Below are 22,918 nucleotides of genomic sequence, written 5' to 3' on the forward strand. Positions count from 1 at the left end.
AAATGGCTTAAGCTGTACTTAGGCCTTTTTTTATGCCCTTTAGTCAGCAAACTTTATTTAATGCCATCAAACCTGACGGCTGGTTTGTATCCTGAAAAAAAGCAGGATATATTTGTAGCCAAATTGAAATTATGCAAAAAAGACTTGTCCTTGACCATAATCAGATTGCAATCATTTTAAGGCGTTTTTGCCATCAACTGATTGAAAATCACGATGATTTTAAGAATACTGTTTTTTTGGGTCTCCAGCCCCGTGGTCCTATTGTTTTGGATAAGTTAGTTGCCCTGTTGGAAGAGATAAGTGGGGTGAAGGTGCCATTTGGCTACTTGGATGCCACTTTTCATAGAGATGATTTCAGAAGGAGGGATCTGCCCCTCACTGCTAACGAGACCAAAATCAATTTTTTAATAGAAGGAAAGAAAGTAGTTCTTGTAGATGACGTGCTCTACAAGGGACGATCGGTAAGAGCTGCCATGGATGCCATGATTGCCTTTGGCAGACCTCAGAAAGTTGAACTAATGATCCTTATCGACCGCAAATACACCCGAGACTATCCCATCAAACCCGATTATTTTGGACGACAGGTCAATACCCTGGAAACCCAGCATGTGAGCGTGGAGTGGAAGGATAAGGGGTTTGAACAGGACGCCATATGGATCACAGAAAAAGATAAAAGCTAAACATGTCACAGCTGAGTACCAGACACCTGTTAGGAATTAAGGATATCACTGAGCAAGATATCCATACCATCTTTGACACCGCTCAAAACTTTAAAGAGGTCATCAATAGACCCATCAAAAAAGTACCTTCTCTCAGGGACATCACCATTGCCAATATCTTTTTTGAAAACTCTACCAGAACCAAGCTGTCTTTTGAGCTGGCGGAAAAGAGGCTTTCTGCCGATGTAGTCAATTTTTCCTCCAGCAACTCCAGTGTCAAAAAAGGGGAAACGCTTATCGATACGGTCAATAACATCCTTTCCATGAAAGTGGACATGGTGGTGATGAGGCACAGCAGTCCGGGGGCGGCACATTTTCTTTCCCGAAATATCAAGGCCAACATAGTAAATGCCGGTGACGGAACCCATGAGCATCCTACCCAAGCACTTTTGGATGCTTATTCCATCAGGGAGAAATTAGGTGATGTGGCTGGAAAGAAAGTGGCGATCATTGGCGATATCCTGCATTCAAGGGTGGCGCTTTCCAATATTTTCTGTCTCCAAAAACTTGGGGCTGAAGTGATGGTTTGCGGACCCATTACCCTGTTGCCCAAGCATATTGCCAGTCTAGGTGTGAAAGTTGAATATGATGTGCAAAAAGCACTCGAGTGGTGTGATGTGGCCAACGTGCTAAGAATCCAGCTTGAACGGCAGCAGATTAAATATTTTCCATCCCTGCGCGAATACAGCCTCTACTACGGTATCAACAGAAAAATGCTGGACAGACTTGACAAGGAGATCGTGATTATGCACCCAGGACCAATCAACAGGGGGGTGGAATTGAATTCGGATGTGGCAGATAGCGAGCATTCCATCATCCTCCATCAAGTGGAAAATGGCGTGGCAGTAAGAATGGCCGTTCTGTATCTTTTGGCAGGAGCAAAATAAGCTGTAGTAAGCAAACTTGTTTTGAATAAGCGTTGTTGTAAATTCTGCAGATCAAGATAAATCATTGATTGTACGGAATATTATTTTTTAATTATCGAAATATTTAAATTGCAAATAAGGTAAAATAGAACATAATGATCTACAATTCCATCATCGAAACCATCGGCAATACGCCCATGGTCAGACTTAATAAGGTAAATGCCGGAATCAAGGGTGAAATCTTGGTGAAAGTCGAATACTTTAACCCTGGTAACTCCATGAAGGACCGTATGGCCATCAAAATGGTGGAGGATGCCGAAAAGGAGGGGCTTTTGAAGCCAGGAGGGACTATAATCGAAGGAACTAGCGGCAATACCGGGATGGGACTTGCTTTGGCGGCAATCGCCAAAGGCTATAAGTGCATTTTTACCATGGCCGATAAGCAATCTAAGGAGAAAATCGATATCCTTAAGGCTGTTGGCGCAGAGGTGATCGTTTGCCCTACTAACGTGGCTCCTGAAGATCCAAGATCTTATTATTCTGTAGCCAAAAAGCTTAATGAGGATATCCCCAATTCTTTCTACCCAAACCAGTATGACAACCTATCGAATTGGAAAGCTCATTATGAGACTACTGGGCCGGAAATCTGGAACGACACAGAAGGCAAAATTACCCATTATGCAGCCGGTGTAGGTACCGGAGGGTCAATGTCTGGTACCGCCAAATACCTTAAAGAGCAAAACCCTAATATTGTAACTGTTGGAATCGACACGTATGGGTCGGTATTCAAAAAATATAAAGAAACCGGGATTTTTGATGAGAAAGAAGTCTATCCTTACCTTACAGAAGGCATAGGTGAAGACATCCTTCCCAAAAACGTTGATTTTTCGGTTATCGATCACTTTGTGAAAGTTACCGATAAGGATTCAGCCGTGATGACCAGAAGGCTTTCCAGAGAAGAAGGTTTGTTTGTAGGCTGGTCTTGTGGCTCGGCCGTTCATGGAGCTCTCGAATATGCCAAAGAAAACCTCAAAGAAGGCGACAGAATGGTAATTATCCTTCCAGATCATGGTACCCGATATTTAGGTAAAGTTTACAATGACGACTGGATGCGTAACCATGGTTTCTTGGAGGACAAGAGCTATTCGACCGCCAGAGACATCATAGGTGGAAGAAACGGCTCCTTCGAGCTTGCAGTAGCCCAGAAAAGTGATAGTGTTCGCTCCGCCATTCATTTGATGAACCAAAAAGGTGTATCCCAGATTCCAGTTGTGGAAGATGGAAATGTGGTGGGAAGTCTCACAGACAGCAAATTGCTTAATAAACTGATAGAAAATCCGCAATTGAAAGATGCCCAGGTTTCTGATGTGATGGAAAATGCGATGAAGTTTGTTGCATTGGACAGCACGTTGGATGTATTATCATCTTTAGTTGAAAAGGAAAAGGCAGTTTTGGTGAGAGACCACCTAGACCAAATCCATATCATCACCAAGCATGATATTTTGGAGGCAGCTACCAAATAATTTTAATTAAACTTATGATATTCAAATGCACAGGAAAGTTTTCTGTGCATTTGTCATTTTCGATATATGGAAAAGAAGAACATAGAGAAACTCTTGGAAAGAGGGTACGATTTTGATATAAGGGCTGCATTTGAGAAAGCTTTTGAGATGTTTTCTCAAAATGCGATCAATTGTGTTGCCTATAGCATGCTGATCCTTTCTGTGCAGCTTTTGGTGGCCACATATGTGCCAGAGCTGACGCTCGTGTACAGCATATTCCTGTTTCCGGCCCTGGTTGGCGGGTTTTTCTTAGTCGCCAACAAGATCAGCCAAGGAGACGCTATTGTTTACCCGGATTTTTTCAAAGGATTCCAATATTACATTGTCCTTATCCTGATCAATCTGGTTGGGCAGGTTTTGGTGGCATTAGGCATTATGGCTTTGATCGTGCCTGGGGTGTATCTAATGGTGGGGTATATGTTCTCCTTCCTGTTTGCCATTTTTGCAGGAACGGATTTTTGGCAGTCTTTGGAATTGAGCCGAAAAGTAGTTCATAAGCGATGGGGGAAATTTTTTATACTGTTTTTGTTGTTGTTGGTTTTGAATATACTAGCTGCTCTGCCTGCCCTGCTGGGCTTGCTGGTCTCGCTTCCCGTCAGTGCCTTTGTTATATATAATGTATTTGAAACCGTAACAGAAGGCGCATATGAGGAAGAGGAGTAGCACTGGTATAAATATTGGGATATAAACTCTAAACGAGCGACTTGGATACTTCACACAATTCCTATAAAACTAGGGCAAGGGTAATTGCCGGATTTGTTTTGGCACTGGTACTGATCGTGGGTGTCAGCATGGTAACCTATTTTTCTGTCCGAAAGCTGCTGGATACCGTGGAGGCCCTAGCAGAACCAAGTGAAAGATTAAGGCACCTGAATGGCCTGCTGGCTGATATTTACCAGCTTGACAGGGCACAGGGCCGTGTGGATCAGGATACCCAAAATGGGAGCAATTATCTGCAAAAAATAGAAGAAAGGCTGCTACAGCTTCAAGAGTATGCCTCGGATAGCACCGAAATCGACCAGCTCAAGAAAATCAGTTACAATGTCAATGAGCTCTTACTAGTCCATAATGGCCTGGATGAGGTCAAGTTCAACCTGATTAACAGGAATTTCAGCTCTGAGGCTCTCAAGAACATTGAAACCAAGATCCGCCGGCAAGAGGAATTGAACAGGTTGCAAACCATTGGCCGGATAAAGCTTAACCAACCTACCACCCGAAGAGCGCTTCCGGATACCACCCGGAGGCCGGAGGGGGACACCTTACCCCCAAGAAGAATCCGAAGGGATACCACTGCTGGGATCAATGAATTACTCTCTTCGGAAGAACGCGCAAATCTGAGACAATTGCTTTCTACTCTAAATATCAACCCGGCCAGGGGGGATACTACCCGTGCGAGACTAAACCAGTCCCAGTCCGATTCCATCCTTTATGCCGTAAGAAGCACCATCCTTGATATTAATACCGAAGAGCAGCGGCTCAGGTCACAGCTTGCTGCCCTGGAATTTGATTTGGTGGAGAAAAATAAGATTATTATTGCCGATATACAGACGGTAATCTCCACTCTACAGCAGGAAGTGTTGGCAGAGGCAAGGTCCCAAAACGATGATGCCTACGAATTGACTTTTAAGGTTTCGATTTTGTTGATAATTCTTATCGTCATAGGCGTGATCGGTTCCACAGCCTTTATATATAGTATTCTTTCGGAAATCAACAAGGCGCAGGATTACAGGCTGCGGCTGGAAGAGGCGAAAAAGCGGTCTGATAATTTGGCGAAAGCCAAACAGTATTTCCTCGCCAACATGAGCCATGAAATACGGAATCCTCTTCATGCCATCCAGGGATACAACGAGGCCTTGAAGAAAACTCCTTTGGACGATGATCAGCAGAGTTATGTCAAGATGGTTGGCTTTGCCTCGCAGACGCTTTCTTCCATTGTTAATGACATTTTGGATCTTTCCAAGCTTGAGGCAGGCAAAATCACTTTCCACCCGGAGCCATTTAATCCCCATCTGCTATTCCGCAATATCAAGGACTTCTTCGAGCTAAAAATCAAGGAAAAGGGTTTAGAGTTTGTGTGGGATGTGGATTTGCCCCAAGATAAATGGCTGGTAGGCGATGAACTTCGGATCAACCAGATCATGAACAATCTGATCAGCAACGCTTATAAATTCACCGATAAAGGCATAATCAAGGTCGATGTGAGCTATGATGCGGGCAATTTGAGGCTTGCGGTCATTGACAGCGGAATGGGGATGACCAAAGAGGTGAGGGAGAACATATTCACAGAATTCAACCAGGGCGACAGTTCCATTACAAGGAAATTTGGCGGTACTGGCCTTGGGCTTTCCATAGTGAAAAAGATGGTGGACCTGCAGGAGGGAGAAATTACTTTCGAAAGTGAACTGGGAAGCGGAACGGCATTTTATGTAGAACTCCCCGTGCCTTTGACTGATGCTATAGAAGACAGTCGGGATCTGAATGCGCAGCTCACTTACTCAATCGAAGGCGTCCGGGTACTGCTTGTCGATGATGATCCCATTGGGATAAAGTTTGCCAAACTACTTTTGGAAAGCAATGGCGCCAAGGTTTCCAGCTATCTGGGTGGAGTGGATTTTCGGGATAATTTCCAGAAGGAACCTTTTGATATTGCCTTGCTGGATATCCAAATGCCGGAGGTGAGTGGCTATCAGGTACTAAACTTGCTGAAGGAAAATTATCATTACGACCAATTACCGATCCTGGCCGTGACAGCCAATGTATTTGCCGACGAAAGGGATAAGCTTAGCAATCATGGATTTGACGGTATTTTGCTTAAGCCGTTTAAAGAGAACAAACTGGTGGAAACCATTGCTTCATATCTTAACTTAGAGCCAACGAAAATGGAGGAAAAAATATCAAACAACGATCATTCAAATAGCAAGTACTCTTTGAGCGACTTGGAGAAATTCTGTATGGGCGATGAAGAGCTGCTGCAGGAAGTAGTGCAGGAGTTTTATGAAGAAACTGTGAGCAACCTGAGGGATATTCAACAGTTGGCAGATAAGGAGGATTATCAAGCAGTGATGGAAATTGCCCACAAACTTTCTAGCAGGCTTGGCCAATTAAGGATTGACACTGCTGAGCTGGCCAAGAATATTGAGATAAATGTAAAGCAGGATGATACTTCGGAAGTGCGTGCGATGGTAAAAGGGCTAGTCGAGCGGACCCATGTGGTGCTTGAGGAAATCCAGAAAAAAGAAAATATCTCTTCCGCTGGTTAGGAAGAGATATTGTACTTTTCAATTTTGTTGTAGAGCGTTTTTCGGTCCATATTGAGGATTTTGGCGGCTTTGGACTTGTTGAACTTTACCTCTTCAAGGGTTTGGATAATCAAACTCTTTTCTTTTTCCTCAAAACTGCTTTTCAGATCTTTGGCAGCTCCCGTTTCTTGGGTTGAGTTTTCAGGCAACAAAAGCTGAATCGGCAATACCTCCTTTTCCACCAATCCTTTTCCAGTCAATAAAACCGCTCTTTTTACGATATTCTTGAGCTCTCTCAAATTACCCGGCCAACTGTAAGTTTTAAATATTTCTTTTACCTCACTTGAAAAGCCGGTTACTGATTTGTTTAAATAGTTATTGCTTTCTTCCAGAAAATTGTTGGCAAAATCAAAAAGCTCCTCGCCACGGTCCCTCAAAGGAATCGCCTGAATGCTGAATTCATTGAGTCGGTGGTACAAATCTTCCCTGAATTCGCCGCGTCTGGAAGCCTCTATCAAATCTTCATTGGTAGCCACAATGATCCTTACATCAATGTCAATATCACTGTTGCCGCCTACTTTTCGGATTTTTCTTTCTTGTATAGCTCTCAACAGCTTGATCTGAACATCATAGCTCAGGTTCCCGATTTCGTCCAAGAAGATCGTTCCTCCTTTGGCACTTTCAAAGTTTCCAACTTTGTGGTCAAAAGCGCCCGTAAAAGCCCCCTTCATGTGTCCAAAGAGTTCACTGGCCGCCAATTCCTTTGAAAGAGCACCGCAGTCGATAGCTACAAATGGGCCGTCTTTTCTACTGGATTTTTGGTGGATTCTTTTCGAAATGTATTCCTTTCCCGTCCCACTTTCCCCGAGCACAATCACGCTCATATCAGTAGGGGCCACCAAGTCTATGTACTCTTCGAGTTTTCTGGAGGCTTCCGTTGTGCCGGCTACATAATGGTCGCCATGGGCCAATTGGGTTTTAGGGGAGGAGGGGGCTTCGGTAGGGGCTTTCTTTTTGTTTTTCTGCTTAAAGGCTTCCTTGACAGTAGCCAATAGCTCATCTGGATTCACGGGCTTGGTAATGTACTCGAAAGCTCCCATTTTCATGGTTTTCACCGCCGTGCGTATATCAGAATAATTGGTAATCAAGATCACCGGAACGGCCAACTGTGAGTCAATGATTTTTTCCAAAATCTCCATTCCCGTACCATCTGGTAACCGATAATCGGTAATGATCAGATGGGGGGTGTTTTTCTCTATGGCATGCAGTGCCTCGGAGACTTTTTGAATGGACTGTACAGCATATTGATTTCGCTCTAAAAAATTTTTAATGATTTTTGAATAGGTGAGGTCATCTTCTATCAAAAGGATTCTTTTCATAAGTGCGTATTCGGGTGGTCTTCTTACTATTTCATGAATTTAGTAAAAATAAAATGGCATCAGTATTCCTACCGATGCCAATTTAAACAGAAATTGTGAGTATTTGGTTTAGTCTTCTCTTACTTCGTTGCCTTGGGCGTCATATTTTTTAGTCACCGCCTCACCTGCTTTATCAAAATGTACCTCATAATGAAGTTCGCCCTCCATATTGGTTACTTGATAAGCTTCAGTGATTCTTAGATCCCTCACATCATCTTTTTCGCTAATGGAGTTTCTAACTGCCTGGGGAAGATCATCTGGTGCGATCTTTACCCTGTCCTGATTGATCTCCGTCTGTGGCTCAGTGGGAGGTGTTGTGGTTTGGGCCTGTACACCGACAAAGGCAAATCCACAAAGGGCGAGTACTAACAATCCTTTTTTCATAGTTATGGTATTATAATAAGTGGTTAATGATAAATTTTATTTCCTTTTTGGTCGAATTTCACTGATTTGGTCCTGTTGCCTCCATAGCTGATGAAGGTCAGGTCATAAACCTGGGTATCCTGAACCTTGTATTTTATAATGTTGTTCAATTCCATATAGCGCAACCGCCTGTCGTTTTCAATTTTATCAACAATGGAGGCGGGCAACTGAATTAATAGCTTGTCCTCATACATATCGTTCGAGTCCACCTGCTTGACTGAATCCGAATCCGCACCGAAACCTGCTTTTACAAAATCAGGGTTAGATATATTCCCCTGACAGGAACCTAAGGCTATAAGCCAAATAATGGGTACATAAAACAGTTTTTTCATAATCGGTGTTGGTTTAAGGGTCGCTATCTATTCATATTCCATAGTTTGCTTTAATGTATATAGAGCACTATCCGAATCTTGATTTTGAAAGTTATTGTGTTCGAAATTCTCAAATTTTAAATAGGTCAGGAGAATCATAAAGACGAAACCAATAGCCATAAATAATATAACGATTAGCTTTTTCATACTTTTTAGCCGTTTCGTTATATTGTTCACCAATTGTGCCAGAAAAAAATATGCCGTTTTTAAGAAAAATTCAGAACTTAATGATAAAAAAATGGGTATGCCTTCTACAGGTTGGGGAAAATACTAGGTACAGATTATTCGTGGGTTAAAATCATCGCTTCGAGCCTATTATAAGATTTCTCTTTTAAATGTGCAATTTCCCCCTCATGGTTCCCGATTGGGACAATAGGCTTGGAGAAATACACATCTATGGTGCCCGGGCTCATCAAAAGGGAATCCCGTCCCATTAGTTTCCCAGCTCCAATGATGGCCATCGGCATGATTGGGACGCCAGTTTCCACCGAGAGCCGAAAAGCCCCATTTTGAAAAGGCATCAGCGAATCGCTTGGGTTTCGGGTCCCCTCCGGAGCTACCACCACGCTCACTCCTGAGTGTAGCACCTTTCTCAACCTTATGATGCTTTCTTTTCTTGATTCGGGGCTTTGCCTGTCTACCCATACGGCGATTTTGCTGATCATAAATCCAAACAAGGGGATCTTGGAAAGCTCTTTTTTGCCCAATGCGCGGATTTCCTGCGGTATGGCCATCGGAATGGCCGGTGCGTCGAGGTAGGAAGTGTGGTTGAAAATGTAAATATAGGGCTTGCCTTCTTCAATATGTTCCAGCCCGTGAATGTTGAATTTTACGCCAATAGAGAAAGACCACACCTTGGCCCAACAGCGGATGAAAAAAAAGGTCACATAGCCCCATTTGCTTGAGAGTAAGAGCGGGATGAAAATGAACGGGGCGAAAATTATCATGAAAATCCAAAACAGCAACAAGGCGTAAATGGTGTAAATCGTTTTGAGTATTTTCATTTTGGTCTAATATTTGGTATTTTTGGGTTATTAATTAAATTTCACTCTTTGCTTGCAAATAGCCCTTGGACGCGTGAGTTCAAGGGTTTCTTTTTTGCAAAAATATAAATTTCGCCCAAAATTCTCTCCCCACACCCGGTTTGCCCCTCACGGCTAGTTAAAATTCTTAAATGAGCGACATAGTTGAATTATAATCGACAAATATAAGTTACCATATCGCCTGATCGGTATCAGGTTTACGGCAAAATCATTTACATTTGCAACTTCTTGTATAAAATCTAGCTACACCTAATGAGTGACCAGATCAAACACGAATGCGGGATAGCCATGCTAAGGCTTCGCAAACCTCTCCAATATTACATTGATAAATACGGCTCACCCATGTATGCCGCCAACCGGCTCTATGTGTTGATGCAAAAGCAGATCAACCGTGGACAAGATGGTGCCGGGCTTGCCAATATTAAAATTGACACTGCTCCGGGAACACGCTATATCAGCCGTTACCGCTCCATACAGCCCCAGGCAGTGAATGAGATTTTCGGAAAGATTTCCAAAAAATTCAAAAAAGCATACAAAGCCAATGGCGACCACGTGGCCAAAGACGGGGATTGGCTTAAAAACAATGTTGCTTTCAGCGGGGAAGTTTGGCTGGGCCACCTGCGCTACGGCACCCATGGTGAAAACAGCATCGAGACCTGCCACCCTTTCCTTAGGCAAAACAACTGGAGAAGCCGTAACCTGGTAATGGCAGGCAACTTCAACATGACCAATGTGGAGGAGCTTTTCAGCAAATTGGTGGAGCTGGGTCAGCACCCCAAAGAAAAGACTGATACAGTCACTGTAATGGAAAAAATCGGCCACTTTGTGGACGAGGAAAACCAAAGGATCTTTGATAAGTATAAGAAGGATTACACCAACCAGGAAATCACCGGAGTAATCGAGCGAGAGTTAGATGTAGCTCGGATCCTTCGAAGATCCTGCAGGGATTTTGACGGGGGATATGCCATGGCCGGAATCATCGGGAACGGTGCCAGCTTCGTGGTTCGCGATCCATCGGGCATTAGACCTGCCTATTATTATGCAGATGATGAGATTGTGGTAATCGCTTCCGAAAAGCCTGCGATAAAAACAGCTTTCAACATTGATTATAAAGAAATAAAAGAGATCCAGCCTGGCCATGCTTTGATCATAAACAAAGATGGTTCTTACGGTGAATATGAAATTACCCCGCCCCGAAAGAAAACCTCCTGTTCATTTGAACGCATTTATTTCTCTAGAGGAACTGATCCGGATATTTACTCTGAGCGGAAAAACCTTGGGAAACTCCTTATCCCCCAGATACTCAAAGCCATTGATTTTGATTTGAAGAACACGGTTTTTAGCTATATTCCAAACACCGCCGAAACAGCCTTTTTGGGTATGATCGAGGGACTGGAAGATTATTTGAGTGCCAAGAGGAGGGAAGTGCTTTTGGAAGGAAAACCGCACCTGGGAGATATCGAAGACCTGTTGCACTTCCGTCCTAGGGTGGAAAAGCTGGTAAGTAAGGATGTGAAGTTGCGGACTTTCATTACCAACGATAGCGACCGGGATGAGATGGTTTCCAATGTATATGACACCACTTATGGAGTAATCCGCTCAGGAATTGATACTATTGTGGTAATCGATGACTCTATTGTGAGAGGAACTACCTTGGAGAAGAGCATTTTGACGACGCTAGATAGACTACAGCCCAAAAGGATCATCATTGTCTCCTCCGCGCCCCAGATCCGCTTCCCGGATTGTTACGGTATAGACATGTCCAAAATGCGGGAGTTCATCGCATTTAGGGCCACCTTAGAGCTATTGAGGGATCATGGTAAATCCCACATCCTGGATCAGGTTTACGAAAAATGTGTAGCCGAGCCGAATTCCCCCCACAACTTTGTGAAGGAGGTTTATGCACCGTTTACGGATGAGCAGGTTTCGGACAAAATCGGCGAGATTATCACTTCACCATCCATCAACGCGGAGGTGAAAGTGATCTACCAAACTGTTGAAAACCTGAATAAGGCCTGCCCTGAGCATTTGGGCGACTGGTACTTTACCGGTGATTTCCCAACTGAAGGTGGCATGAGAGTAGTGAATAAGTCCTTTGCCAACTTCATGGAAGGAAAAGTGGTGAGAGCTTACTAAATTTTAACCTTTAAGTATTTTGTTATGAAAAGAATCGCAAGCGTATTTTTATTGTTTTTGATCTCCTCAGGGGCTTTTGCCCAAGGCGAAGTGTTGATGTTTTTGGAAAACCTGCAGCCCTTGTGCGGCAAAACCTTTGAAGGAAAGCTGGTGTATCCTGAGGAAGGCCGTGAGCCCTTTTCCAGCAATCCACTTTCCATGACCGTGGCCGCATGTACAGAGGATACCGTTAAGATTCCTTTTATAGTAGGCACGGATCGGTCCAGAACCTGGGTTTTAACGCTCATGGAAGAAGGTTTGCAGCTAAAGCATGATCACCGACATGAAGATGGTACGCCGGATGACTTAACCAATTATGGTGGGGTAGCTTCTGATGAGAGCAATGCTTGGGAGGTTCATTTTCCAGCAGATGAAGAAACAGGCGAAATGCTGCCGAGATCAAAAAACGCGACTTGGTCCATGGTGATTAATAGAGATGCGAAAATTTTCAGCTATATCCTTTCCGTAGACGGTGAAAGATCTGTTCAGGTAGACTTTGACATCGATATGGGCATCGAAAGTGGATTATAAAAAGAAAGAGCGGCAATTGGCCGCTCTTTCTTTTTATAAGTTTTATAAATTTTGAATTACATTTAGCAATTCATCCGGGTTTATCGGTTTGCTTACATAAGCATCAGCCCCCAAGTCGATTGCCTTGTTGGCCACTTCTTGGTCTCCATACCGGGTGATCAAGATTACCTTGCTTACTTTATCTCCTTCTTTAATGCTCTCTAGAATGCTCAAGCCGTTGTCATCCGGAAGCCTATAATCCAATATAGCCAGGTCAAATGTTTGTTCTTTCAAAAGTTCAAATGCCTGCTTAGCAGATTGGGCATCCTTGGTTGTGTAGCTATTTTTCGTCAAAAACCTCGTCAGGAGTTTGCAGAACACCACGTCGTCCTCAACAATTAATATATTTTTTATCATGTTCATGTTAATTGATCGGTTAAATTAAACAATACTGGCTTCCTTATCAAATGTATGGATAGCATTTTGATCAATGGCATATACAGCCATAATACTCTGTATAAATCCTCGGATGAGTTCATCTATTCCAAGGCCCAAAAGTGCAAAGTTTCTCACATCAAATAGAATCAGGCGCTCGTCTGCGTATGTCCAGCCATCATCGCCTTTGATGGATAGGTTGGTGCCATATACTTCCCATGAATTCATGTCTTCTGGTAGGGGCTGGTTCAGGGGAAAGCCTGATTTTCGGCTGTAGATCGCCAGAGGCCTCATTCCGTCCTCCGTGGCATGCATCATCATTCTCAGGTCGAAAGCAAAACTTCTTCCCTTACTGTCCGGAATAGTGCCCAAGTGGTACCAGGTGTCTGCCGGGTCTTTACCTTCAGTGTAATTACTATGGATCAATTCCTGAATGATGAAAACCTCATCCGGATCATGGGCCAGTTCAGCAAGTGCAAAATCCATTTCTTTTTGGTTCACCACGGTGTATACGCCTTGACCTGCATTGGAATCAGGGACTTTGATTACCATGCTTCCTCCCATTTTTTCAAAATAGGATTGAAGCTCCCCGTAAGGCACATTTCTATAGGTTTTGGGAGTAAATATGCTGATACCTTTTGATTCAAACTCTTCGTTGAAACGGTCATAGGCCTCACTGGCCACTTCTTTGTTGCGGCCACCTGCGAGGCAAGCCTCAATGGGGTTGAGCAGAAGTGTTTTGGAATGCTTGGGGATTCTGGTCCAAGGCTCCTGGGTGACATACCTAAAGGCAGCCTTAATCTCCACCCATTCTTCCTTTTCCCCTCTGACAAACATTTTTCCATCCCGAAACTCTACAGGGGCGTCTTTATCACCCAGTTTGTATTGGGCCAAGTAAACGTTTTGTCCAAAAACTTCCGCAATAGTGGCGGCGTAGCCCACGTTTTCCATCGGGTTTTTGTCATAGATGACCGCCAAGGCACCTTCCTCCGGATGTTTTTCCACCATCGGCTTGAAAGTCTTTTCAATGAGCCTTCTGTAACCGCCATGCTCAAAACTGAAATCGAGTAAGGGCATGGACTTCTGCCCGCTTGGGCAGCTGTTTGTTTCAATTAGGGTAAGTTTTCTCAGGCCTTGATTGTTGGTCACGTGCATCAGGTCGGTGCCGGACCACCTGAAATATTTTGGCTGGTATTTCAATAGCTTCATGACCGTCTCATGGTCTGCTCTTGGGTTTAGCCTACAGAAGCGGGCAGCCATCTGCTCATGGTTCAGATTCAAAAATGCAGCCACCAAGGGGTGGATCTGGGAATTTAGTGCCCGGGGATACCAGTGGTCTGCCGGTTCAAAATCGCCGGGTTCAACTAGATGGACATTGGAAGATATGGAAAGCTTCATGTTTAAGGAAATTTGATTCGTTAAGAAAATATATTTTGGGATTAGGCTCTATAAATAAGCTCTGCGATAAACTCTTTGTTTTGCCAAAGCATCAATACGCCACTGACTACCATGCTGGCCACCACTATTTTACGAAACAATTCATCTGACATTTTACCCAAAATCAGTTTCCCCACATAAATGGCTGACATGGATACTACACCAATCATGATTCCGTATTTGAGTACCTCGCCGTTGACATACCCCAAGTAAGCGTAAGAAATTATCTTGGTGAGGTGGAGTAGAATGGCATTTGCTGAACGGGTGCCTAAAAGGGACTCTTTGGAAATCCCGTAGCTCAGATAAGCGGAGTTCATCAAGGGGCCCACACCTCCGATCAGGCCGGATAAAAAGGAAACCCCCAAGCCCATGGGTGCAAAATGCCATGCTTTGATGCGGAATTTGCTCGGCTTGTCTTTTTTCTTGAACTGCATCACCGTGGAGACCAAAAGCAGTCCGATTAATATTTGCAGGTAGTCAGAAGAAAGCTCTGCAAACATTCTTGCCCCGATGATGGATCCGATGATGGTGGACGGGAAGAGCCACATGAATAATTTCCAGTCGATGTCTCTCCAAAAAAAGAAAACCTTGGAGGTACTGCTCATGCCGATGCTGATGGTCATTACTGGGGCCACGGCTTTCACTCCTACCACAACGGCTACCAGGGGCATCAAAAGAAGACTGGCGCCCCCGCCGCTCAGGGTGCTTAAGATGAAGATGATGAAAGCCCCAATAAGGACTAAAATGATTTGAATCATTGATTATGGCCTACAATAATTTGATAACTTTGATTTTGAAATACACTTGAAAAATATATGCCAGTTTCCCCACAAGGGCGTCATTATTGTAAATAGTTAACAAAAAATTTTACATCATTTTTTACCAAAAACTAGCTTAAATGAATATAGAACTATTAAAAAACGTATGTGAGAAGCCTGGAGCCCCGGGGTTTGAGGCACCGATAAGAAATTACATTTTAGAAGTTTTGGAAAACTTAGCCGATGAGGTCAAAGTGGACAATATGGGGAGCGTCATCGCCATAAAGAGGGGCAATAATAACCCGGAAAACAAAAAAGTGATGGTGGCTGCCCACATGGATGAGATAGGCTTTATAGTTACCCATATCGATGATCAGGGATTCGTTCGGTTTCACCCCCTTGGAGGGTTTGATCCGAAGACCTTGACCGCCCAGCGGGTGATCATACACGGCAAGCAAGATATCATCGGGGTGATGGGCAGCAAGCCAATCCATGTAATGAGCCAAGAGGAGAGAGCCAAACTCCCCAAGCTAACCGATTATTTTATCGATCTGGGCATGAGCAAGGAGGAGGCTGAAAAAGTAATCAAAGTTGGCGACCCCATCACAAGGGAAAGGCAACTTATCGAAATGGGTGATTGTGTGAACTGCAAGTCTATTGATAATAGAGTAGCAGTCTTTATCCTGCTTGAAACTCTCCGTACCGTTGGGGAAATGCCGTTTGATTTATATGCTACTTTCACAGTACAGGAGGAAGTGGGACTGCGGGGTGCCAATGTAGCCGCCCACCAGATCAATCCAGATTTTGGAATTGCCCTGGACACTACGATTGCTTATGACGTACCTGGGGCCCAAGGACACGAGAAGATCACGGAACTAGGAAAGGGTACCGCCATCAAAATTATGGATGCCATGACCATCTGCGATTATAGAATGGTGGATTATATGAAAAAGACAGCGGATGAAAAAGCCATCTCCTGGCAGCCGGAAATCTTGACCGCAGGGGGGACAGACACAGCAGGACTGCAGCGAATGGGCAAGCAAGGCGCCATCGCCGGAGCTATCTCCATCCCGACCCGACATCTTCACCAGGTAATTGAAATGGCCCACAAAAAAGATATACAAGGCAGCATAGATTTGTTGAATGCCTGCTTGGAAAATATGGACCAATACGACTGGACGCATTGATTTATGCGGTAGCTAGTATATTTGCACTAAATGGGCTGTCTGTATGGAAGAGACAGCCTTTTTATTTCAATTTCTTTCTCGGAATCTTTTTCCCCAAGTAAGAAGATAGTTGGTCGTAATTGGTGTGTTCGTGATTGCTAAGACTGAAGGAAGTTTGATCGGCAAAAACAATGGTCATCTGCTTAAATTCGCGCTTGTTGGTCACGATCACCTCTTCCTGCCAAGCCAAAACCTCTTGAAGCTTATAACCTTTCTTAAGGCCTCTCAAGGGCAACCGGACTTGCAAACTTTCCTTTCCGGCAGAAATAAACCGGAAGCCGGCCATCATTTTCACCAAAATGATTAAGAGAACTACTGTAAGTAGGGATGCGCTGAATAAATAAAAAACGAAGCCGTATGTCTGCTTTTGGGCAAAATCAATGAGGATGTAGACCAAGCCTGAAAACAGGATGAGTACTACAATCGATAAAGAGAAATAAGTTCCGGTTTTGGGTTTGCAGTCAATCATACTTTTTCTTTCAGCTCTTCCAGGTGTTGCTTGGAGAATTCCACCAACTGGGGGAAAAACCTGTGGAAGGGAGCTTTGATTTCTTCATAATGTTCTTGTAGAAAAATATGGGAGGTCTCCATTTTGCTTTCAAAAGTCGTTCTGTTGGCCATTCCTTTCATCGCCTGCTTCATTCCCTCAATGGTGGTGTAGGACATCAGCCAGTCATTTTTGACCATCAGATCAAAAGCGATGTTAAACTTTTCGGGAAGGGGGAAAGGGTGGTCAATGGTGAATTGTGTCATAATCCTGTACACCTCTTGGGAAAATTCCTTGATAGGGGTGTCATGGTATTGGTCCCAACTTACAGCCAGGAAATGGTCGAAAAACATGTCCGAAATCACAGAGGAATAACGGGCGTAGGTGGGCTTTAAAAGTTCCTGGACGGCTTTTACCTCAGGGTGACTGTCGGTGTAGGCATCGATTGCCCTGTGCAGTTTCACTCCTGTAATCACTTCGGCATCGTAGGTTTTGGTCAGGTCTCCCCTTACAAAATCCGCTATGAAGTTGCCGATCAGCACCTTAGGTTCTCCAAAAGACAAGTATGCGTGAGCTAGAAAATTCAAAATTTACAAACTTAAGGTGTTGGTTATACTTTAGACAACCTAAATATATTAGTTTTCAAGACTAAAGTTACATTTTTATAAGAAATATGCTTGCAATTATTGTCTTGCCCCTCAGCTTTTTTTAAACTGCGTTTCTAATCTAGGTTGATTTTTGTTTGAGCTGGCTTTGAAACAGCGTTTCAAGTCCTCATTCTTATGTGTCTTCAAAAATTTTGCTGTTCTTTACTTTTTCGAAAAAATAAATACTGATCCTTGAGCCGGAACAGGGCTTTGGATTCTACAAAGAAGCTTCAATGACATTACAAGAGGAATTGGAAAAATGTCTTGGTCTCCTCCAGATGGAGTGGGATGAGGACTACAAACAGTTTATCAAAAAGTCCCAAAACAAGTCCTTGCAGGAGAAAAAACAGGAAGGGGTGTGTCTTTATCCCCTGCAGCTCAAAAGCCAGCGATTTTTGATTGGCGAAAGGCTCATGCTGACCTTTGAAGGGGAGGGGTTGAGAGATGCCAACCAGTTCCAATCCGGCAAATCCGTTTCTTTATTTAGCCTCCAGGATTTTGTGACTGCTGATGAAGGCAGAATCGGGGGAGTGGTGAACTCGGCCAACAAAAATACCATCACAGTAACTTTTAATACATCCTATTTCCCAGATTGGCTTAAGGGAGGGAAACTGGGGATGGATCTACTTTTTGATCAAACTTCCTATAAAGAAATGCAGGCGGCCATGAAGGCGTTGCAAAAAGCAGAAAAGGGTAGGACTGCCGAGTTGCGGGATATTCTTTTGGGCCATAAAAAACCTTCTTTTTCATCGGAAACCATCTTCCCTGATCCCCATCTGAACAGCTCCCAGATAGAGGCCTTGCAGAAAATGGCCGACGCTCAGGATGTGGCCATCATTCACGGACCTCCTGGCACAGGCAAAACCACCACCTTGGTAGGGGCTGTAGAGGAAAATCTCAAGGTGAATTCCCAGGTTTTGGTGTGTGCTCCCAGCAATGCTGCGGTGGACCTGCTCGTGGAAAAGTTGCTCGACAGAAACATCCAAGTTGTACGCTTGGGGCATCCAGCCAGAATTGAGGATCGGATAATTGAGCATACACTTGATTACCAGATTGCCTCACACCCCAGTTATAAAGACCTCAAAAAATTAAAAAGGGATGCGGGTGAATTCAAAAGTGTGGCCAGAAAGTACAAGCGGAATTTCGGCCATGATGAAAGGATGCAGCGTAAAAGAATGTTTGAGGCGGCGACCCGGTTGAGGGAAGAGGCATCTATGCTGGAAGACTATATCCTGCAGGATGTCTTGCAATCAGCCCAAGTGGTTGCCACTACCCTGGTAGGTGCCAACCATACAGTTTTGAAGGATAGGAGTTTTCCCGTAGCCTTCATCGACGAGGCAGGGCAGGGTCTGGAACCTGCTACCTGGATTCCCGTGCTCAAAACAAGAAAGGTGGTTATGGCGGGGGATCATTGCCAACTGCCACCAACTGTAAAAAGCTTTGAAGCCGGAGAAGCGGGGTTTAAGGTTACTCTTTTTGAAAAAACCATACAGCGGCAACCCGAAGTGGCCACCATGCTCACCCTTCAATATCGAATGCCCAATATTATCATGGGTTTTTCCAATGATGAGTTTTACAAGGGGCGCTTGATTGCCGAAAATTCCATTGCGGAAAGGACGCTTGAGGATGGAGAGCCAGCCATGCTGTTCATTGACACAGCAGGAAGCGGATTTGGAGAGCAGATAGAAAAAGACAGTCAAAGTAAGTTAAATGCTGATGAGGCCCACTTTACACTTTCTCAGCTGGAGAAAACCATTGAGAAGGTCAAACCTGAAAAAATCAACCATCACCAATGGACAATCGGTGTAATCTCCCCCTATCGGGCGCAGGTGGCTAAATTGAAGGAGCTATTTGAGGATGAAGGCACCTTTCCTTATTTGAATGCGGTGAAGGAGAATATTACGATTGATTCTATTGATGGCTTTCAAGGGCAAGAGAGGGATATTATTTTCATCAGCTTGGTCAGGTCCAATTCTGAGGGGGAAATTGGCTTTCTTGCCGATACACGTCGCATGAATGTGGCCTTGACGCGGGCAAAAAGAAAGCTGGTCGTAGTGGGGGACAGTTCCACGATAGGAAACCACCCCTTTTACCAGAAATTTCTTAACTACACTGAACAGCACGGAATTTACAGGAGTATTTACGAATATGGTATTTTTGATTAGATACTTCCCCGCTTTTGGATTATTTCATCCACCAGCATCCTATTGCCGGCTGCAATGAAATCGTATTGTCCCTCCAATTCAAAGGTCATGCCAGTCAAATCCTGTCCGTTCAGGTCAGTCACTACGCCACCGGCGGCCTTCAGGATCGGAAATGCCAACAGGTTATAAAAATCCGAAAGTTTGCGGCACTCAATGGAAAAATCAGCTGCTCCCCGGGCGATTTCACACAGGTCCATACCACTGTTGTCAATGGCCCGGATGTCCTTTACCAAAGGATAAATCGGCCAGCAGTAATCAAAATGGGCTTTTGTTGCTGTATAACCCGGTTTTAGGTAGGCATGTGCGTCACCCAACTTGGCAGCGGCATTCTTGGTGTTGATCTCTATCTGCTTTTGCAGCAAATGGGAATCGAAAATAGCCTTTCCATTTTGGATATAATACCGGTCATGGGAATGGTAGCCACCGATGAAACTAAAGGAAAGATCACCAAATCTTAGCGACTCCTTCACTGGACTTACAGCTAGGCAAAATGATGGGTCTCCCACTCCTCGGTCCCAGTTTCTGCTCCCATCCACGGGGTCGATGTAAATATTAAATTCAGCGCTTTCTGTTTTGATTGCAGGAAAGCCTTCCATATAAATATTGACCGGTAGCTCCAAAAGCTCTTTCCTAATGACTTCGAAGGCCACCTCGTCAATTAAATGGGTTGCTTTCACCTCTTTGTCCGCAACACTGTTCAGCCCAAACAGGCCTTTCTCCCGCCTGTGCAGGTTGAGGTTTTCTTGGAGGGAAGAAAACAGGGTTTTGCTGATCTGAATAAAATCCATGGGTTATTTTATCGTTTGGAGCAGTCCGATCAGGGTTTTTGCATCATTAAATTCCTGAGCGGCCAGCCTCCTTTTTACATCTTCTTTGCTGAGAAAAACCAGCTCAATGTGCTCGTTTTCCTCTTCTGCCCCTCCGCCCTGTTCTTTTTGGCGGTCCGAGCTGGTGTTGCAAAGATAAAGATGTATTCTTTCTGAGGTGCCTCCCGGGCTGACAAAAAAGGTGCTTAGATGAACCGGTTCGTCAGTCTCAAAGCCTGCCTCCTCCATGATTTCCCTTTTGAGCGTCTCGATTGGCTCCTCACCCTCCTCCACGGATCCGGCAACCAGTTCCAAAATCCAGCCGTTGTCAGTTTGATATGTAGGGTAGCGAAACTGCCTGGTGAAAAGGTATTCATCCTTATCCTGAATGTAAATTACCGCCGCCACCGAGTCACCCCTTTCAAAATTCATCCTTTCCATCTCCTCACTCCATTCTCCATTGGGTTTAGTGATCTGCAGGGTGGCTTTTTTGATTTTAAAGTGGTTGTCGAATACCGTTTCTTCCTTTATGATTTTGGCCTGATTGTCTTTCATCTTGTTTAAAGTTAGGTTGGGAAAATGGAACAAAATAGGGAGGTGTATGTTATGTTTTCATCAACTAACTAACCTAGAATCATGACCCAGACTAAAAATGAGGAGCTCAAAAGACTCCGTGAACTTATAGAAAAAATTGAATTGGCAATGATGGTGACTCAGGACGGTGAAGAGCTGCGTGCACGCCCGATGACCACCAGCCAAATGGATGAATCCGGACACCTCTGGTTTTTTACCAATGAGTTTTCCTCCAAAACGGGAGAAATACTCGAACATGACGAGGTAAACCTTAGCTATGCAGACAAGGAGTCCAATTCTTATGTATCCATCAGTGGGAAAGCATCCTTGGTACATGACCAAAATAAAGTAAACGAGCTTTGGAATCCCATATTAAAAGCCTGGTTTCCGGAGGGAAAAGAAGATCCTGATTTGGCCCTCATCAGAGTAATCCCCCATAGCGCTGAATTTTGGGACAGTAATTCCAGTAAAATGGTGCAGCTGTTCAAGATCTCTAAAGCCATTCTGAAAGGAGAATCTTACCAGCAACAGGCTGGAGATGATGAGAATGCGAAGTTGGATCTTTGAATGTACTAAGAGTATGATATATGAAAAAAAAGCCTTTCAGGTACACTGAAAGGCTTTTTTGTTCCCTTTGGGAAAATGATTTTTGGCAATGGTTTTATTTTTCCATGTAGACAAAATTCAAGTAGCCGAGTACGGCTCCGAAGGCCGATGTGGCTTTTTCGATCTCTTCGCTCACCGTTTTGCCGGTTAGCCTGGCCAAAAGCAGTCCGTAAATGCCGTTAAGGCAGATTTGTACCTCATGTCCGATATCCTGGCCATTTGAGGAAGAGATAAAATCAAGGATATGCGGTTTGGCTTGGTCATAGATCTGAAAATATTCTTTGTCTGTCTTCAAAAGCTCCCAGTGAAGCTCCGCAAGGGCCTTGACATAGGCCTGCACATCTGAAAGATGACCGGATTCTGCTACCCCCTCATCCTGCATCTTGTCTCCCAAATCCGAAAACCATTCGTAAATCTCTTCCTTTTTATCCTCCTGCACCGGATAGTGTGACACCACATATTTCTGGATATCCTCCATGTTAAACTGGTACGACCTGATTAGGTCCTCCATTTGGTACATGTATATAATGTATTCACCTATATTGGTACTCTTCTTCTTTTCCGCAATATCTTTCATAAATGTGTGATTTTTTTGATTATCTGCAATATTATGCCAGTAGCCTATTTTCCATTGATTGGCAGGACGGAAGACCGAAGACCGAATAAAGCGCCATCCTAGCATCAGGCCTAGAATCTTTCGGTCTCCCATCTTCCAAAACTACAAATTCCTACCTAGAAAGCTCCTTTTCAAAGAAATTGTCCCATTCTTTTTGCCTTTCCAGATCCCGCGGGTTGGTCGTTTCATAGTCATAGGCTCCCTCCATCTCCCTCCAATATTTATAATGTTCTTGCACCAGACTGTCAAATTGGTCCTGATACCTGCTTTTGTCAAATTCAAATGCTTCTATGGCATTTAGGATTTGCTTGCCTATGAGCTGGGCAATTTTGAAATGGCCGTTTTCATGGTTGAGTACAGCGTCTTTGGTGGCCTTGTCGGAGCGGGAGAGAAATCCCAGCGACACTTGTGTATGGTCCGGGTCAATGCCGATTTCCACACTGGGGTATATGCGGATTACTCCATTTTTTCCTGAGGTGGAATTGATCTTAGGCTGAATGTAAGTTGCTGTTCGGGCATTGATGGAGGGTTTGTTGCGTATGGTTTTTACCTGTTTGAAATCCCGCCAAACTAAATTTCGGTCCGGGGATAAGGTGATTCTGGACTTTTCCCGAAATGCCTGTGCGCCAAACGCCGCCAGAAAAACCAGCAGCAGGCCTGCAATAATATAAATGGTATGTTGCCGATTAAAACGCATTGAAGGTGGATTTACTGTTTTAAAACCTTCCAAAGCCTATGAAGTTAGAAATTAAGGGGAGAAATCAATGTAAAACCCTAACTATTTACTAATTTTGCCC

Annotated in this window: 23 protein-coding genes; 10 read left to right on the forward strand and 13 right to left on the reverse strand. The window is 44.1% G+C overall.

Annotation, left to right across the window (positions count from 1 at the left end; translation table 11 throughout):
* The first annotated feature begins 131 nt into the window (after positions 1-131).
* The 5 genes from pyrR (at position 132) to KIH41_RS11725 (ending at position 6,407) form a co-directional block, all read left to right on the forward strand.
* Entirely contained in the window at positions 132-680 is a 549-nt protein-coding gene (pyrR, locus tag KIH41_RS11705; RefSeq protein ID WP_213945759.1) for a bifunctional pyr operon transcriptional regulator/uracil phosphoribosyltransferase PyrR, read from the forward strand.
* Positions 681-682: 2 nt separating this feature from the next.
* Complete coding sequence (locus tag KIH41_RS11710; protein ID WP_213945758.1) at positions 683-1,606, forward strand: aspartate carbamoyltransferase catalytic subunit; 924 nt, start codon at positions 683-685, stop codon at positions 1,604-1,606.
* A 134-nt stretch (positions 1,607-1,740) separates the two neighbouring features.
* Entirely contained in the window at positions 1,741-3,108 is a 1,368-nt protein-coding gene (locus KIH41_RS11715; protein WP_213945757.1) for a cystathionine beta-synthase, read from the forward strand.
* A 66-nt stretch (positions 3,109-3,174) separates the two neighbouring features.
* Complete coding sequence (locus KIH41_RS11720) at positions 3,175-3,810, forward strand: hypothetical protein (protein ID WP_213945756.1); 636 nt, start codon at positions 3,175-3,177, stop codon at positions 3,808-3,810.
* Positions 3,811-3,851: 41 nt separating this feature from the next.
* Complete coding sequence (locus tag KIH41_RS11725; protein WP_213945755.1) at positions 3,852-6,407, forward strand: ATP-binding protein; 2,556 nt, start codon at positions 3,852-3,854, stop codon at positions 6,405-6,407.
* On the opposite strand, the gene KIH41_RS11730 is transcribed toward KIH41_RS11725, so the two are convergent.
* The 4 genes from KIH41_RS11730 to KIH41_RS11745 form a co-directional block, all read right to left on the reverse strand.
* Complete coding sequence (locus KIH41_RS11730) at positions 6,404-7,765, reverse strand: sigma-54-dependent transcriptional regulator (RefSeq protein WP_213945754.1); 1,362 nt, start codon at positions 7,763-7,765, stop codon at positions 6,404-6,406. The two genes, KIH41_RS11725 and KIH41_RS11730, sit on opposite strands and share 4 nt — an antisense overlap.
* A 108-nt stretch (positions 7,766-7,873) precedes the next feature.
* Entirely contained in the window at positions 7,874-8,188 is a 315-nt protein-coding gene (locus tag KIH41_RS11735) for a hypothetical protein (protein WP_213945753.1), read from the reverse strand.
* 23 nt (positions 8,189-8,211) lie between these two features.
* Positions 8,212-8,559 (reverse strand): hypothetical protein, encoded by a 348-nt coding sequence (locus KIH41_RS11740; protein ID WP_213945752.1) that lies wholly within the window; start codon positions 8,557-8,559, stop codon positions 8,212-8,214.
* Positions 8,560-8,879: 320 nt separating this feature from the next.
* Positions 8,880-9,602, reverse strand: a complete 723-nt coding sequence (locus KIH41_RS11745) for a lysophospholipid acyltransferase family protein (protein WP_214162493.1) — start codon at positions 9,600-9,602, stop codon at positions 8,880-8,882.
* Positions 9,603-9,893: 291 nt separating this feature from the next.
* On the opposite strand from KIH41_RS11745, the gene KIH41_RS11750 reads away from it, so the two are divergent.
* Positions 9,894-11,777 (forward strand): amidophosphoribosyltransferase, encoded by a 1,884-nt coding sequence (locus KIH41_RS11750; RefSeq protein WP_213945750.1) that lies wholly within the window; start codon positions 9,894-9,896, stop codon positions 11,775-11,777.
* Positions 11,778-11,801: 24 nt separating this feature from the next.
* Positions 11,802-12,347 (forward strand): hypothetical protein, encoded by a 546-nt coding sequence (locus KIH41_RS11755; RefSeq protein ID WP_214162494.1) that lies wholly within the window; start codon positions 11,802-11,804, stop codon positions 12,345-12,347.
* Positions 12,348-12,389: 42 nt separating this feature from the next.
* On the opposite strand, the gene KIH41_RS11760 is transcribed toward KIH41_RS11755, so the two are convergent.
* From KIH41_RS11760 to KIH41_RS11770, 3 genes are read right to left on the reverse strand one after another with little or no spacing between them, the layout of a single operon-like run.
* Complete coding sequence (locus KIH41_RS11760; protein WP_246535403.1) at positions 12,390-12,749, reverse strand: response regulator; 360 nt, start codon at positions 12,747-12,749, stop codon at positions 12,390-12,392.
* 18 nt (positions 12,750-12,767) lie between these two features.
* Positions 12,768-14,159: an ATP-grasp domain-containing protein gene (locus tag KIH41_RS11765; protein WP_214162495.1), complete on the reverse strand. Its 1,392-nt coding sequence runs from the start codon at positions 14,157-14,159 to the stop codon at positions 12,768-12,770.
* Positions 14,160-14,200: 41 nt separating this feature from the next.
* On the reverse strand, positions 14,201-14,956 hold the full coding sequence (locus tag KIH41_RS11770; RefSeq protein ID WP_246535402.1) for a sulfite exporter TauE/SafE family protein: 756 nt from the start codon (positions 14,954-14,956) through the stop codon (positions 14,201-14,203).
* 140 nt (positions 14,957-15,096) lie between these two features.
* On the opposite strand from KIH41_RS11770, the gene KIH41_RS11775 reads away from it, so the two are divergent.
* The gene (locus KIH41_RS11775; RefSeq protein ID WP_214162496.1) at positions 15,097-16,143 is read left to right on the forward strand and encodes a M42 family metallopeptidase; all 1,047 of its coding nucleotides are present in this window, start codon (positions 15,097-15,099) and stop codon (positions 16,141-16,143) included.
* Between the two features lie 61 nt (positions 16,144-16,204).
* Here the strand turns inward: KIH41_RS11775 and KIH41_RS11780 are convergent, their stop codons facing one another.
* Complete coding sequence (locus tag KIH41_RS11780) at positions 16,205-16,651, reverse strand: hypothetical protein (protein WP_213945746.1); 447 nt, start codon at positions 16,649-16,651, stop codon at positions 16,205-16,207.
* On the reverse strand, positions 16,648-17,256 hold the full coding sequence (locus KIH41_RS11785) for an acyl carrier protein phosphodiesterase (RefSeq protein ID WP_213945745.1): 609 nt from the start codon (positions 17,254-17,256) through the stop codon (positions 16,648-16,650). The genes KIH41_RS11780 and KIH41_RS11785 overlap by 4 nt, the downstream gene beginning before the upstream one ends.
* A 293-nt stretch (positions 17,257-17,549) precedes the next feature.
* Between KIH41_RS11785 and KIH41_RS11790 the strand changes: the two genes are divergently transcribed.
* On the forward strand, positions 17,550-19,481 hold the full coding sequence (locus KIH41_RS11790) for an AAA domain-containing protein (RefSeq protein ID WP_214162497.1): 1,932 nt from the start codon (positions 17,550-17,552) through the stop codon (positions 19,479-19,481).
* On the opposite strand, the gene KIH41_RS11795 is transcribed toward KIH41_RS11790, so the two are convergent.
* Both KIH41_RS11795 and KIH41_RS11800 read right to left on the reverse strand, forming a co-directional pair.
* Positions 19,478-20,308: an inositol monophosphatase family protein gene (locus tag KIH41_RS11795; RefSeq protein WP_214162498.1), complete on the reverse strand. Its 831-nt coding sequence runs from the start codon at positions 20,306-20,308 to the stop codon at positions 19,478-19,480. The genes KIH41_RS11790 and KIH41_RS11795 overlap by 4 nt on opposite strands.
* Before the next feature lie 3 nt (positions 20,309-20,311).
* A complete protein-coding gene (locus tag KIH41_RS11800) occupies positions 20,312-20,881 on the reverse strand; it encodes an NUDIX domain-containing protein (RefSeq protein ID WP_214162499.1) in 570 nt (189 codons plus the stop codon).
* An 81-nt stretch (positions 20,882-20,962) separates the two neighbouring features.
* Between KIH41_RS11800 and KIH41_RS11805 the strand changes: the two genes are divergently transcribed.
* Positions 20,963-21,466, forward strand: coding sequence for a pyridoxamine 5'-phosphate oxidase family protein (locus KIH41_RS11805; protein WP_214162500.1), 504 nt, complete (start codon positions 20,963-20,965; stop codon positions 21,464-21,466).
* Positions 21,467-21,560: 94 nt separating this feature from the next.
* On the opposite strand, the gene KIH41_RS11810 is transcribed toward KIH41_RS11805, so the two are convergent.
* Complete coding sequence (locus tag KIH41_RS11810; RefSeq protein WP_213945740.1) at positions 21,561-22,082, reverse strand: DUF4924 family protein; 522 nt, start codon at positions 22,080-22,082, stop codon at positions 21,561-21,563.
* A 151-nt stretch (positions 22,083-22,233) separates the two neighbouring features.
* Positions 22,234-22,818, reverse strand: a complete 585-nt coding sequence (locus tag KIH41_RS11815) for a DUF922 domain-containing protein (RefSeq protein ID WP_213945739.1) — start codon at positions 22,816-22,818, stop codon at positions 22,234-22,236.
* Positions 22,819-22,918: the final 100 nt, after the last annotated feature.

Source organism: Litoribacter ruber (assembly GCF_018500185.1).
Lineage (GTDB): Bacteria > Bacteroidota > Bacteroidia > Cytophagales > Cyclobacteriaceae > Litoribacter > Litoribacter ruber.